Origin of the sequence: Streptomyces sp. x-80 (assembly GCF_046549095.1) — a bacterium.
Classification (GTDB): domain Bacteria; phylum Actinomycetota; class Actinomycetes; order Streptomycetales; family Streptomycetaceae; genus Streptomyces; species Streptomyces celluloflavus.
In genome coordinates, this window is sequence record NZ_JAJPWM010000009.1 from 75,204 (window position 1) to 87,793 (window position 12,590).

Genomic DNA, 12,590 nt, shown 5'->3' on the forward strand with positions numbered 1-12,590 from the left:
CTCCACAGCCTGAGATGAAGACAGGGCGTCCATCACGGGGAGGCGGGACCATATGCCGGACGAACAGATGGCCAATTCCTGCGCACCGCCGGCGTCGGCGCCCGCCCCGGCCGCACCCCTTGTGGCGCCCGCCCCGGCCGCGCCGCCCGCGCGCCCGCTGGACACCATCGACCGGTCGATCCTGCGCATGCTCCAGACCGACGGCCGGGCATCGATCCGCTCCGTCGCCGAGCGCGTGCACGTCTCGCGGGCCAACGCCTACGCCCGGATAAACCGGCTGATCGACGACGGTGTGATCCGCGGTTTCAGCGCCCGCGTCGACCAGGAAAGGGCAGGCCAGGGCGCCTCCGCGTACATCACGCTGAAGATCGTGCAGAACACCTGGCGGACGGTGCGCGCACAGCTCACCGCGCTGCCCGGAGCGGCCCATATCGCGCTGGTCAGCGGCGACTTCGACGTACTGCTGCTGGTCCACACCAAGGACAACCGCGAGCTGCGGGAGCTGGTCCTGACCCGTATCCAGTCGATCCCGGAGGTGCTCAGCACCCGCACCCTGCTGGTTTTCGAGGAGACCGACCTGGAGCCGGAGCAGGGGTGACCGCCGGGCGGGCGGCAGCCGCCGTACGCGGGCCGGGCGGGGGCCTCAGGACGTGCGCAGACCCGCGAACGCCGTCCGCACCACGGCCTCGGCGACCTCGTCGCGGCTCGCCGCGCCGCCGCGCCCCGGCCGGTACCACTCCACAATCGAGTTGATCATGCCGAAGAGCAGCCGGGTCGCGAGCCGGCTGTCGACATCGGCCCGCAGATCGCCGTCGGCGCCGGCCTGCTCCAGAAGGTCCGCGACCTTCTGGTCGAAATCGCGGCGGCGCTCCATGGCCCACCGCTCGGTGTCCGTGTTTCCGCGCACCCGCAACAGCAGCGTCACATAGGGCAGTTCGTCCATCAGCACCTCGGCCTCGCGCCGGGTGACGTACTCCAGCCGGTCGATCGCCCGCCCCGTGACGGCGCCCGGCTCCTCCAGGACGCCGAACAATCCGTCCAGGGCCCGGCTTATGGCCCGGCGCAGCAGCTCTTCCTTGCTGCGCACATGGTGGTAGATCGAGGATTTGGAGATGCCGGCCGCCTTGGAGAGGTGCTCCATGGAGGTGCCGTCGTACCCGCGCTCGTTGAACACCGCGACGGCGACCGCGAGCAGCGAATCGGGCGTATAGGTGTCGCGCTTGGCCATGGTCATGATTAGAGCATCCGTCCGTCGAGGTCCGCACGGCGCCGCAGGGCCCAGGACGGTGCGTAGCGCCCGGTGGGGCAGTAGTGGTGCAGGGTGTCCAGCAGATCCCGGATCCAGGGGGTGCCGAGCCGCTGTGCCCATTCCAGCGGGCCGCCGGGGTAGTTCACGCCCAGGCGCATCGCCGTGTCGATGTCCTCCGGGGTCGCGACCCCGCGGGCGGCGGCGTCCACCGCGAAATCCACGATCATCGCGACCGTACGGGCCACGATCATGCCGGGTGTGTCATTGATCACGCTGACCTGTTTGCCGAGCGCCTGGAAGAGCCCGACGGCCTCCGCGACGTCCGCCTCGGCCGCGCCCTCCGGGGCGGCGAGGGCGATCCGGGTCGCGGCCCGGTAGTCCAGCGAGAGGTCGAACCGGATGTGGCCGCCGTGCGCGCGGCCCGTCGCCGGATGGCCGCTGGTCAGGGCCAGGCGGGCGCCGCCGGGCAGCCGGAGGAAGCCTTCGGGCGCCCCCGGCGCGTCCTCGTGGGTGACGTCGATGCCCGCCTCGGCCATCAGCTCGGGCAGCACCGCGGCGGGACCGGGCAGCTCGGCATGCACGACGACCGCCCCGGGCGCCGGGCCGGACGCGGCGGTCCGCGGTTCGGGCCGGCGCGCGCCCTCGGTGTGGTCGAACCAGCCGCGCCCGGATTTACGGCCGTACCGCCCGGCCTCCACCAGCCGCCGCTGCGCCAGTGAGGGCGTGAACTTCGGATCCTGGAAGAAGGCGGTCCACACGGAGTGGGTGACGGCTTCGTTCACATCCTGGCCGATGAGGTCGGTCAGCTCGAAGGGGCCCATCCGGAAACCGGCGCCCTCCCGCAGGACGGCGTCGATGGTCGCGGGATCGGCGGCCCGCTCCTCATGGACGCGCAGCGGCTCGGCGTAGAAGGGGCGGGCGATGCGGTTGACGAGGAAACCGGGGGTGTCCGCGCAGCGCACCGGCTTCTTGCCCCAGGCCGCGACGGTCTCGTACGCGGCGGTGGCGGCCGTCTCGTCGGTGGCGGCGCCGCTGACGACCTCGACCAGGGGGAGCAGCGGCGCGGGGTTGAAGAAGTGCAGGCCCACGCAGCGGCCGGGGTGGCGCAGCGCGCCCGCGACGGCGGTCACGGAGAGGGAGGAGGTGTTGGTGGCCAGCAGGCAGTCCGCCGGGACGATCTCCTCCAGGGCGGTGAACAGCTCCTGCTTGACGGGGAGTTGTTCCACGATCGCCTCGATGACCAGCGCGGCGTCGGCCAGGTCGGCGAGGCCGGTGGCGGGGGAGAGGCGGTCGCGGGCGGCGTCCCGTTCGTGCGCCGGGATCCGGCCCTTTTCGACGAGGCGGTCCAGCCGCCGCACGATGGCCGCGGCGGCCTGCCCGGCCCGCTCGGGCACGGCGTCGTGGAGCCGCACGCGGTGTCCCGCGACGAGCGCCACCTGCGCGATTCCCTGCCCCATGGTGCCCGTGCCCACCACTGCCACGGTGCTGCTGGTGTCCATTGCCGTCATGACGACTGCATCCTCCCCGACCGCGTTGTCCACAGGTTCGCCGGACCCTCTTGCCCCGACCGATCGTTCGGTTACTCTAACTCCGTCGGCCTGTCCGCCCCAGTCACGCTCCTGCACTCTCCGAATTCCCGCCCCGCTCCGCTCTTCCGCTCTCTTTCCCATTCGCTCTCCGCCCAGCTCGACGAGGAGTTGATCACCGATGGCGGCCGAAACGACCGCAGCGCAGTTGATCGAGAAGCACCGCCCGACTCTCGACCGGACGCTGGAGGCGATCCGCACCCGCGCGTACTGGTCCCCGCATCCCGAGCACCCCAAGGCGTACGGCGAGAGCGCCGCGCCCGACGGCCTGGCCGCCTTCGAGGCGCTGCGCGGTAAGCGCTTCGAGCTCGACCAGCCCGGCACGGACGACTGGGCCGGCGAGGAAGTCTCGCCGTACGGCCCGGAGTTGGGCATCACCTACCCGCACCCGGACGCGGACGTGCTGCTGCCGGCCATGCGCGCCGCGATCCCCGCCTGGCGGGACGCGGGTGCCGAGGTGCGCGCGGCGGTGTGCCTGGAGATCCTGGCCCGGATCAGCGCGCGCACCCATGAGTTCGCGCAGGCCGTGATGCACACCAGTGGACAGGCGTTCATGATGGCCTTCCAGGCGGGCGGCCCGCACGCCCAGGACCGAGGGCTGGAAGCGGTGGCGTACGCGTACGCCGAGCAGGTCCGCACCCCGGAGCGGGCGCCCTGGTCCAAGCCGCAGGGCAAGCGCGATCCGCTGGAGCTGTCCAAGTCCTTCACCGCCGTACCGCGCGGGGTCTCGCTGCTCATCGGCTGCAACACCTTCCCGACGTGGAACGGCTATCCCGGCCTCTTCGCCTCGCTGGCCACCGGCAATCCGGTACTGGTCAAGCCGCATCCGCGCGCGGTGCTGCCGCTGGCGCTGACCGTCCGGGTGGCCCGTGAGGTGCTCACCGAGGCCGGTTTCCCCGCGGACCTGGTGTGCCTGGCCGTCGACCGGCCCGGCGAAGGGCTCGCCAAGACGCTGGCCGTCCGCCCCGAGATCCGCGTCATCGACTACACCGGCTCGACCGCCTTCGGCGACTGGCTGGAGACGCACGCCCGGCAGGCCCAGGTCTTCACGGAGAAGGCCGGTGTCAACACCGTCGTCATCGACTCGACCGACGACTACAAGGGCATGCTCGGCAACCTCGCCTTCTCCCTGTCCCTCTACAGCGGCCAGATGTGCACCACCCCGCAGAATCTGCTGATCCCGCGCGACGGCATCGGCACGGACGCCGGACCGAAGTCGTATGACGAGGTGGTCAGCGATCTCGCCGACGCGGTGAGCAAGCTGCTGGGCGATGACGCGCGGGCCAACGCACTGCTCGGCGCGATCGTCAACCCGCAGGTCACGGAGCGCATCGAGGCCGCGCCGGGGCTCGGCGAGGTGGCCCTGGCCTCCCGCGCGGTGGCCAACCCCGAGTTCCCCGGGGCCACCGTCCGTACGCCGGTGATCGTCAAGCTGGACGGCACCGCGCCGGACGCCGAGGCGGCCTGCCTGACGGAGCACTTCGGGCCGGTGTCCTTCGCGGTCGCCGTCGGCTCGGCGGCCGAGGCCGTGGAGCTGCTGCGGCGCACGGTCCGCGAGAAGGGCGCCATGACGGTCGGCGCGTACACCACCTCCGCCGAGGTGGAGCGGCTGGTCGAGGACGCCTGCCTGGAGGAGTGCGCGCAGCTGTCGCTGAACCTGACCGGCGGCGTCTATGTGAACCAGACCGCGGCGTTCTCCGATTTCCACGGCTCCGGCGGCAATCCGGCGGCCAACGCGGCGCTGTGCGACGGCGCGTTCGTGGCGAACCGCTTCCGGACGGTGGAGGTGCGGCGCCAGGCGTGAACGGCGGTCGGGCGCGCCCTGCCGGGGCGCGCCCGGAGGGCCGTCAGGACGCGCCCGGCGCCTCGATACGGGCATGGCGGCCGATCCAGGCGTGCATCGCGATGGCGGCCGCCGCACCCGCGTTGATCGACCGGGTGGAGCCGAACTGCGCGATCGAGCAGACCAGGGAGGCGTGCCGGCGCGCGTCCTCGGTCAGCCCCGGCCCCTCCTGGCCGAAGAGCAGCACACAGCGGCGCGGCAGCTCGGTCGTCTCCAGCGGCACGGCGCCGGGAAGGTTGTCGATCCCGATGATCGGCAGCTCTTCGGCGGCGGCCCAGGAGGTCAGGTCCGCGGTGTCCGGGTGGTGGCGGACGTGCTGGTAGCGGTCGGTCACCATCGCACCGCGCCGGTTCCAGCGGCGCTGCCCGACGATATGGATCTCCTTGGCCAGGAACGCGTTCGCGGTGCGTACGACCGAGCCGATGTTGAAGTCGTGGCCCCAGTTCTCGACGGCCACATGGAAATCGTGGCGCCGGGTGTCGAGGTCGGCGACGATCGCCTCGCGCGTCCAGTACCGGTAGTGGTCGACCACATTGCGGCGGTCGCCGTGCGCCAGCAGCTCGGGGTCGTAGCGGTCACCCCGCGGCCAGGGCTCGGGGTGCGGGCCGACGCCGACCTTGGGGCCGTACCCCTCGTCGTACTGAACCGGCTCGCCGGGGGCGGTGCGCTCGCCACCGGGTGCGGGGATCTCGTCGGTCGGCTGGGGCCGCTCATCGCGCTGGGCGGTTTGTTCGCTGCTCACCCCACGAGCGTATGGCCCCCGTCGGCACCGTGCGTACGGGCTTCCGGTCCGCCGCCACCGGACCCGCCGGCCGGCTCGGGAGAGGCGCCGCGCGAGAACAGCCGCCCGCGCAGCCCCGACAGCCGGGCGCCGGACCAGACCAGGAAGACCGTCGGCAGGAAGACCGCGTCGGCCGTGATCATCGCCAGCGAGAAGAACGGCAGCCCGAGCAGGAACGCGATCGAGAGGTGCTCGCAGATCATCACGACCAGCAGCACGTTCTTCAGACGGCGGTTGAAGAGCGTGAACGGGAAGGCGACCTGCACGATCACCGTGCCGTAGGTGATCAGCATGATCATCAGCCCGTTGTCGCTGAGCGCCTGGGACAGCGCCGGCCAGGGGGAGAAGTAGTCCAGGTGCATCGGGTAGAAGACCGCGGTGCCGTCCTGCCAGCGCGAACCCTGGATCTTGTACCAGCCCGCGGTGGCGTAGATCAGACAGACCTCGACCATGATCACCAGCAGTGCGCCGTTGTGCGCGAGCTTGGCGAGGGTGTCCAGGACGGTCCGCGGCTCCCCCGGCGCGTACCGCCGCACCGCCCACCACAGGCCGTGCACCGCCCACAGGCCCCAGAACACCAGCGCCCAGCCGAGATGCGGGAACGGCCCGTTCCCGAACCAGCTGAGCCCGTAGCAGCCGCTCAGCTGGGCGACGGCCAGGGCGAGGCCGAGCACGGCCCACAGCACGACACCGGTCAGGTCGCGGCCGGGTTCGCCGAGGGGGTCGTGCTCCGGACCGGACGCGGCGGCGGCCCGCTTCGCACGGCGCGCGTCCAGCGACCACACCTGCCCGCACCGGGTCAGCACGAGATACATCGACATCAGGTGGATGACGTTGTCGCCACCGTCCCCTATGAAGACGCTGCGGTTCTGCAACGAGAGCACGCCGACCATGAAGAGCACCGACATGGTGCGGGTGCGCCAGCCGAGCATCAGCAGCGCGGCCGACACGATGGCGAGCAGGTAGACGAATTCGAACCAGCCGCGGCCGTCGGACCACGGCAGCACGGAGAAGGCGTGGTTGTCGGCCAGCAGCCGGCGCGCCATCCCCAGGCTCCAGGGGCCGTCGGGCCCGTAGAGCATATGGCGGTGGGGCCACTCCCTCAGCAGGTAGAACAGCCAGGTCGCGGCGAAGCCGATCCGTATGACGGCGGTCTGGTACGGGGCCAGTGCCCGGCCGGTGACGCGCGCGAAGCCGCGGCCGATGGCGCGCTCGATACGGGTCTCCTCCAGAGGGGCGGACGGTGCGGCGGGCCCGGACGGCCGCGGCGTCTCAGGGGGCACCGCGGGCCCCTGGTGCCCCGGGTCCGGCTGTGCGGTCTGCGGCGCGGGCGACTGCTGCGGCAGCTGTGGTGACCGGTGCGGCTGCGACGGCTGGTCCGTCGGCTGCGGTGAGTGCGGTGGCTGCTGCGGCGCCGATGGGGTGGTCACTGGTTCTTCGCCCCCTCGGGCAGGTCGGCTGCGGTGACCTGCCACCAGGGCAGCTCGCGGTACACGGGCTTGTCGCTGATCTTCTCTGCGCTCCACGGCGGCGGGCCGACTGCCGTCGTCATCGACCGGATCTGCATCCGCTCGACCCGGCCGTCCGCGGCCCACTCCGCGTCATGCCGCGCCATCACGATGCGCCGTAGGTAGCGCTCGGACAGCTCGCCGCGCAGGCCGTTGGGGCGGTCCTGCGCGGTGTGCGAGTTGAGGTAGAACTCCCAGCCGCGGCGCAGCTGGTTCTGCTGGGTGTGGCTGGGGATCGGGTTGTGCAGGATGGCCCGGCCGTCGTGGGCGCTCAGATCGGTCCAGCCGGTGGTCCGCGCCGTGCCGTCCGCGCCGCGCAGCTGCGCGCGGACCTGGATCGCGATGTTCTGCTGGAGCGGATTGGGCGCGAACAGCTTCCAGTTCTGCTCGTACTCCGGATAGACGTACTCACCGATCACTTCGCTCTGCTGTTTGCTGAGCGTGTTCGACGGTGCGACGTGCAAGAACATCATGGCCAGATGTATCGCCACGACCACGGCCACGGCGCAGGCCGCTACGCCTATGACGATCCGCGAGGGTAGCGAGAGCGCGGCCAACGGCCGCGGTTCGTCCCCGTATGACTGCATTCCTGCCCCGTTCCCAGCGTCCCGTCGGGCTGACTACGCCACGGAACCGTACCTACGCGGCCAGGCCCGGCACACCCTCCCCTGAGTTATCCACAGGCTTGACACCCGCCGCCCGCCCACTCACCATTGAACCGAACGATCGGTCGGTAGGGAGCGAGGGGGCACCACATGACGACGATCGCGCCGGATGAGACGGCTCTGGAGGCCGTTTTCGACGCCACCGTGGCGGCGGACGAGCGGATCGAACCGCGCGACTGGATGCCGGACGCCTACCGCGCCTCGCTGGTGCGGCAGATAGCGCAGCACGCCCACTCCGAGATCATCGGCATGCAGCCGGAGGCCAACTGGATCACCCGCGCACCCTCACTGCGCCGCAAGGCGATCCTGATGGCCAAGGTGCAGGACGAGGCGGGCCACGGCCTCTATCTCTACAGCGCCGCCGAAACCCTCGGCGCCGGCCGCGACGAGCTGCTCGACATGCTGCACTCCGGCCGCCAGAAGTACTCCTCGATCTTCAACTACCCCACCCTGACCTGGGCCGACGCCGGCGCCATCGGCTGGCTGGTGGACGGTGCCGCGATCACCAACCAGGTCCCGCTCTGCCGGTGCTCCTACGGCCCGTACGCCCGCGCCATGGTCCGCGTCTGCAAGGAGGAGTCCTTCCACCAGCGCCAGGGCTACGAACTCCTGCTGACGCTCAGCCGCGGGACCGAGGCCCAGCGCGCCATGGCACAGGACGCGGTGGACCGCTGGTGGTGGCCGTCGCTCATGATGTTCGGCCCGCCGGACGACGAATCGGCGCACTCCGCGCAGTCCATGGCCTGGAAGATCAAGCGGCACTCCAACGACGAGCTGCGCCAGCGCTTCGTGGACATCTGCGTCCCGCAGGCCGAAGCCCTCGGCCTCACCCTCCCCGACCCCGACCTGGTGTGGAACGACGAACGCGGCCACTGGGACTTCGGGCCGATCGACTGGGCCGAGTTCCGCGAGGTGCTCAAGGGCAACGGCCCCTGCAACGAAGAGCGCATCAGCCGCCGGCGCCAGGCCCATGAGGACGGCGCCTGGGTGCGCGAGGCAGCCGCCGCGCACGCGGCCAAACAGGGGGAGGCCACCCGATGACGACAGCACAACCCGCCGAGACGACCGCGCGGCCCGCCGACTGGCCGCTGTGGGAGGTCTTCGTCCGCAGCCGGCGCGGCCTCTCGCACACCCACGCCGGCAGCCTGCACGCCCCGGACGCCGAGATGGCGCTGCGCAACGCCCGCGATCTCTACACCCGCCGCTCGGAGGGCGTCTCCATCTGGGTGGTGCCCTCCGCCCAGGTCACCGCCTCCTCGCCGGACGAGAAGGACGCTTTCTTCGAACCGTCCGGCGACAAGCCCTACCGCCACCCGACCTTCTACGAAATCCCGGACGGGGTGCAGCACCTTTGATGAACGTCACGGTCGCCCCGGCACTGGCCCTCGGTGACGACGCCCTGATCCTCTCCCACCGCCTGGGCGAGTGGATCGGCCACGCACCCGTCCTGGAGGAGGAGGTCGCGCTGGCCAACATCGCGCTGGACCTGCTCGGCCAGGCCCGCGTCCTGCTCAGCCTCGCCGGTGACGAGGACGAACTGGCCTATCTGCGCGAGGAGCGGCAGTTCCGCAACCTCCAGCTCGTCGAACAGCCCAACGGCGACTTCGCGCACACCATCGCCCGGCAGCTCTACTTCTCCACCTACCAAGAGCTGCTGTACGACCACCTCGCCGCCGGCGGGAGCGAGTTGGCGCCGCTGGCCGCGAAGGCCGTCAAGGAGGTCGCCTACCACCGCGACCACGCCCAGCAGTGGACCCTGCGCCTGGGCGACGGCACCGAAGAGAGCCACCGCCGGATGCAGCACGGCCTGGACGCGCTGTGGCGGTTCACCGGCGAACTCTTCGAGCCGGTGGACGGTCTGGACGTCCCCTGGTCCGCCCTGCACGACACCTGGGCGACGCGCATCGGCGGCCTCCTGCGGCGCGCCACCCTCGCCGTCCCCGAGGGCCCGCGGAGCGGCGCCTGGACCGCGGGCGCCGGACGGCAGGGCCTGCACACCGAGCCGTTCGGACGGATGCTCGCCGAGATGCAGCACCTCCACCGCAGCCACCCGGGGGCGACATGGTGACCCCCACCGCCCTCGAAGCGGAGCTGCGCGCACTGGCCGGCGCCGTGCCCGACCCCGAGCTGCCGGTGCTCACCCTCGCCGAGCTCGGCGTGGTGCGCGAGGTGCGGCTGACCGCACCGGACCACGTCGAGGTGGAGCTCACCCCCACCTACACCGGCTGCCCCGCCGTGGAGGCGATGTCGGCCGACATCGAGCGCGTGCTGCACGACCACGGCATACCCGAGGTCGAGGTCCGTACGGTCCTGAGCCCACCGTGGACCACGGACGACATCACCGCCGAGGGCCGCCGCAAGCTGGCCGAGTTCGGTATCGCCCCACCGCGCCCGACCGGCCCGGCCGGCGGACCGGTCGCGGTCGACCTCGCGATCCGCTGCCCGCACTGCGGCTCGACCGACACCACCCTGCTGAGCCGGTTCTCCTCCACCGCCTGCAAGGCACTGCGCCGCTGCGAGTCCTGCCGCGAACCCTTCGACCACTTCAAGGAGTTGTGATGTTCCACCCACTGCGGGTCCGGGAGATCGAGCGGCTCACGGACGACGCGGTGGCCGTCACCTTCGACGTACCGCCCGAGCTGCGCCCGGCCTTCCGGCACACCCCCGGGCAGCACATCGCGCTGCGCAGATCCGTCGACGGCCAGGAGATCCGCCGGACGTACTCGATCTGCACCCCGGCCACCGACGAGCCGCTGCTGCGGGTGGGCATCCGCCTGGTCGAGGACGGTGCCTTCTCGGCCTACGCGCTCAAGGAGCTGAGGGCCGGCGACACCGTCGAGGTCATGGAGCCCGCCGGACGGTTCACGCTGGAACCGCGCCCCGGCCATTTCGTGGCGATCGTCGGCGGCAGCGGGATCACCCCGGTGCTCTCCATGGCCGCCACCCTGCTCGCCCGGCAGCCGGACGCCCGCTTCTGCCTGATCCGCAGCGACCGCACGGCGGCCTCGACGATGTTCCTGGAGGAAGTGGCCGACCTCAAGGACCGCTATCCGCAGCGCTTCCAGCTGGTCCACGCCCTCTCCCGCGAGGAGCAGCAGGCCGGTCTGCCGTCCGGGCGGCTGGACGAGGAGCGGCTGCGCTCCCTGCTGCCCGCGCTGCTGACGGTCGAGTCCGTGGACGGCTGGTTCCTCTGCGGCCCCTACGGTCTCGTCCAGGGCGCCGAGCGGGCGCTGCGCGCCCTGAAGGTTCCCCGCGGCCGCATCCACGAAGAGATCTTCCACGTCGACAACGGCGCCGGCACGGCGCCGGCCGTCCCCGCCCCCGCGCACAGCACGGTGACCGCCACCCTCGACGGCCGGTCCGGCAACTGGCCGGTACGGGACGGTGAATCGCTGCTGGAGGCGGTGCTGCGCAACCGCGCGGACGCGCCGTACGCCTGCAAGGGCGGGGTGTGCGGCACCTGCCGGGCCTTCCTGGTCTCCGGCGAGATACGCATGGACCGCAACTTCGCGCTGGAGGCCGAGGAGGTCGACGCCGGGTATGTGCTGGCCTGCCAGTCGCATCCGGTCACCGAAAAGGTCGAGCTGGACTTCGACCGCTGACCCCGCCCGTCCACCGTCCTCCCCTCGCCGTCCCGCTCGCCCTCATCCCCCCGTTCCTTCCCTCCCCTCCTCCCGACTGCTGCCGTCAACTCCCACCGCGGGCGCCATTCCCAATTCCTGGAACCTGTTCTACCTTGACGCTCCGTCAGATCGACGCGCCGCGTGGGAGGACAGACCAGTGGACTTCACCTTCACCGAGGAGCAACAGGCCGCCGTCGAAGCGGCGGAGGCCGTCTTCTCGGGAGTCGCCCCCGACAGCGTGCCCAGCCCGGCGCTCACCTCAGGAGCCGTCGCCGACGACTTCGACCGCGCGCTGTGGCGCAAGCTCGCCGACGCCGATCTGCTGAGCCTGCCGATCGCGCCCGAACACGGCGGCGCGGGCCTGGACCCGATCGCGCTCTGCCTCGTGCTGCGCGAATCAGCCAAAGTCCTGGCCCGGGTCCCGCTGCTGGAGTCCGGCGCCGCCGCGCTCACCCTCCAGACCTACGCGACCGCCGGGCTACGGGCCGAGCTGCTGCCCCGTATCGCCACCGGCGACCTCGTCGTGACCGTCGCCGCCGGCGGACGCACCGGGCACGAGCCGGCCGAACTCGCCGTGGACGCCCGCCAGGAGGGCACCGACTGGATCCTCGACGGTGTCCAGACCGCCGTCCCCTGGGCCCAGGCCGCCGACCGGATCCTGCTGCCCGCCCACACCACCGACGGCCACCCCGTCCTCGCCCTGGTCCCGCACACCCGTGACGGCGTCACTCTCGACGACCAGGTATCCACGAACGGCGAGCGCCTCGCCGAGGTCCGCCTGGACTCCGTACGCGTCAGCGCCCGGGAAACGCTCACCGACCCCGCCGCCTGGCCATCGCTACGTGATCTCCTTGCCACCGGCACCTGCGCGCTCGCGCTCGGCCTCGGCGAGCGCGTCCTCGCCATGACCAGCGACTACACCGGCAAACGCGAACAGTTCGGGTTTCCCGTGGCCACCTTCCAGGCCGTCGCGGTCCAGGCCGCCGACCGCTTCATCGACCTGCGCGCCATGGAGGCCACGCTCTGGCAGGCCGCCTGGCGCCTCGCCACCGGCGCGTCCGGCGCACTACCGCCCGCGGGGGATGTCGCGGTCGCCAAGATCTGGGCCGCCGAGGGCGTACGCCGCATCGTCCAGACCGCCCAGCACCTGCACGGCGGCTTCGGCGCCGACACCGACTACCCACTGCACCGGTACCACGCCTGGGCCAAACACCTCGAACTCTCCCTCGGCCCCGCCGCCGCCCACGAGGAAGCCCTCGGCGATCTGCTCGCGGCATACCCACTCGACTGAGCAGCGGCGAGGACCCGGCGGGGGAGATCCGGAGGGGAGAGGGG

The 12,590-nt window shown here is 71.7% G+C and carries 13 protein-coding genes; 8 read left to right on the forward strand and 5 right to left on the reverse strand.

Annotated features, from left to right (window positions below):
* Positions 1–52 precede the first annotated feature (52 nt).
* Entirely contained in the window at positions 53–598 is a 546-nt protein-coding gene (locus tag ACLJWH_RS19660; RefSeq protein ID WP_411143030.1) for an Lrp/AsnC family transcriptional regulator, read from the forward strand.
* Positions 599–643: 45 nt separating this feature from the next.
* On the opposite strand, the gene ACLJWH_RS19665 is transcribed toward ACLJWH_RS19660, so the two are convergent.
* Together ACLJWH_RS19665 and ACLJWH_RS19670 are read right to left on the reverse strand one after the other, a co-directional pair.
* Entirely contained in the window at positions 644–1,234 is a 591-nt protein-coding gene (locus ACLJWH_RS19665) for a TetR/AcrR family transcriptional regulator (RefSeq protein ID WP_411143031.1), read from the reverse strand.
* Positions 1,235–1,236: 2 nt separating this feature from the next.
* Positions 1,237–2,757, reverse strand: coding sequence for a 3-hydroxyacyl-CoA dehydrogenase (locus ACLJWH_RS19670; protein WP_411143032.1), 1,521 nt, complete (start codon positions 2,755–2,757; stop codon positions 1,237–1,239).
* 199 nt (positions 2,758–2,956) lie between these two features.
* On the opposite strand from ACLJWH_RS19670, the gene paaN reads away from it, so the two are divergent.
* Positions 2,957–4,639, forward strand: a complete 1,683-nt coding sequence (gene paaN / locus ACLJWH_RS19675; RefSeq protein WP_411143033.1) for a phenylacetic acid degradation protein PaaN — start codon at positions 2,957–2,959, stop codon at positions 4,637–4,639.
* Between the two features lie 43 nt (positions 4,640–4,682).
* On the opposite strand, the gene ACLJWH_RS19680 is transcribed toward paaN, so the two are convergent.
* From ACLJWH_RS19680 to ACLJWH_RS19690, 3 genes are all read right to left on the reverse strand, one after another.
* On the reverse strand, positions 4,683–5,366 hold the full coding sequence (locus ACLJWH_RS19680) for a TrmH family RNA methyltransferase (RefSeq protein ID WP_411143263.1): 684 nt from the start codon (positions 5,364–5,366) through the stop codon (positions 4,683–4,685).
* Positions 5,367–5,416: 50 nt separating this feature from the next.
* Positions 5,417–6,742 carry an HTTM domain-containing protein gene (locus ACLJWH_RS19685; RefSeq protein ID WP_411143264.1) on the reverse strand — a complete coding sequence of 442 codons (1,326 nt, stop codon included), beginning with the start codon at positions 6,740–6,742 and terminating at the stop codon, positions 5,417–5,419.
* A 143-nt stretch (positions 6,743–6,885) separates the two neighbouring features.
* Positions 6,886–7,554, reverse strand: a complete 669-nt coding sequence (locus tag ACLJWH_RS19690) for a DUF5819 family protein (RefSeq protein WP_411143034.1) — start codon at positions 7,552–7,554, stop codon at positions 6,886–6,888.
* 168 nt (positions 7,555–7,722) lie between these two features.
* Between ACLJWH_RS19690 and paaA the strand changes: the two genes are divergently transcribed.
* From paaA to ACLJWH_RS19720, 6 genes are all read left to right on the forward strand, one after another.
* Positions 7,723–8,673: a 1,2-phenylacetyl-CoA epoxidase subunit PaaA gene (gene paaA, locus ACLJWH_RS19695; protein WP_411143035.1), complete on the forward strand. Its 951-nt coding sequence runs from the start codon at positions 7,723–7,725 to the stop codon at positions 8,671–8,673.
* Positions 8,670–8,987, forward strand: coding sequence for a 1,2-phenylacetyl-CoA epoxidase subunit PaaB (paaB, locus tag ACLJWH_RS19700; RefSeq protein ID WP_381676203.1), 318 nt, complete (start codon positions 8,670–8,672; stop codon positions 8,985–8,987). Before paaA ends, paaB begins: the two co-directional genes overlap by 4 nt.
* Positions 8,987–9,700 carry a 1,2-phenylacetyl-CoA epoxidase subunit PaaC gene (paaC, locus tag ACLJWH_RS19705; protein WP_411143036.1) on the forward strand — a complete coding sequence of 238 codons (714 nt, stop codon included), beginning with the start codon at positions 8,987–8,989 and terminating at the stop codon, positions 9,698–9,700. The genes paaB and paaC overlap by 1 nt, the downstream gene beginning before the upstream one ends.
* Positions 9,694–10,191 carry a 1,2-phenylacetyl-CoA epoxidase subunit PaaD gene (paaD, locus tag ACLJWH_RS19710; protein WP_411143037.1) on the forward strand — a complete coding sequence of 166 codons (498 nt, stop codon included), beginning with the start codon at positions 9,694–9,696 and terminating at the stop codon, positions 10,189–10,191. The genes paaC and paaD overlap by 7 nt, the downstream gene beginning before the upstream one ends.
* Entirely contained in the window at positions 10,191–11,234 is a 1,044-nt protein-coding gene (gene paaE / locus ACLJWH_RS19715; protein WP_411143038.1) for a 1,2-phenylacetyl-CoA epoxidase subunit PaaE, read from the forward strand. The genes paaD and paaE overlap by 1 nt, the downstream gene beginning before the upstream one ends.
* A gap of 178 nt (positions 11,235–11,412) precedes the next feature.
* Positions 11,413–12,546, forward strand: coding sequence for an acyl-CoA dehydrogenase family protein (locus tag ACLJWH_RS19720; protein ID WP_411143039.1), 1,134 nt, complete (start codon positions 11,413–11,415; stop codon positions 12,544–12,546).
* Positions 12,547–12,590: the final 44 nt, after the last annotated feature.

Coding starts and splice junctions, on each gene's coding strand:
- paaN (WP_411143033.1), top strand. CDS start 2,957: ATGGCGGCCGAAACGACCGCAGCGCAGTTGATCGAGAAGCACCGCCCG.
- paaD (WP_411143037.1), top strand. CDS start 9,694: ATGGTGACCCCCACCGCCCTCGAAGCGGAGCTGCGCGCACTGGCCGGC.
- ACLJWH_RS19665 (WP_411143031.1), bottom strand. CDS start 1,234: ATGACCATGGCCAAGCGCGACACCTATACGCCCGATTCGCTGCTCGCG.
- ACLJWH_RS19690 (WP_411143034.1), bottom strand. CDS start 7,554: ATGCAGTCATACGGGGACGAACCGCGGCCGTTGGCCGCGCTCTCGCTA.
- paaE (WP_411143038.1), top strand. CDS start 10,191: ATGTTCCACCCACTGCGGGTCCGGGAGATCGAGCGGCTCACGGACGAC.
- ACLJWH_RS19660 (WP_411143030.1), top strand. CDS start 53: ATGCCGGACGAACAGATGGCCAATTCCTGCGCACCGCCGGCGTCGGCG.
- paaC (WP_411143036.1), top strand. CDS start 8,987: ATGAACGTCACGGTCGCCCCGGCACTGGCCCTCGGTGACGACGCCCTG.
- paaB (WP_381676203.1), top strand. CDS start 8,670: ATGACGACAGCACAACCCGCCGAGACGACCGCGCGGCCCGCCGACTGG.
- paaA (WP_411143035.1), top strand. CDS start 7,723: ATGACGACGATCGCGCCGGATGAGACGGCTCTGGAGGCCGTTTTCGAC.
- ACLJWH_RS19670 (WP_411143032.1), bottom strand. CDS start 2,757: ATGACGGCAATGGACACCAGCAGCACCGTGGCAGTGGTGGGCACGGGC.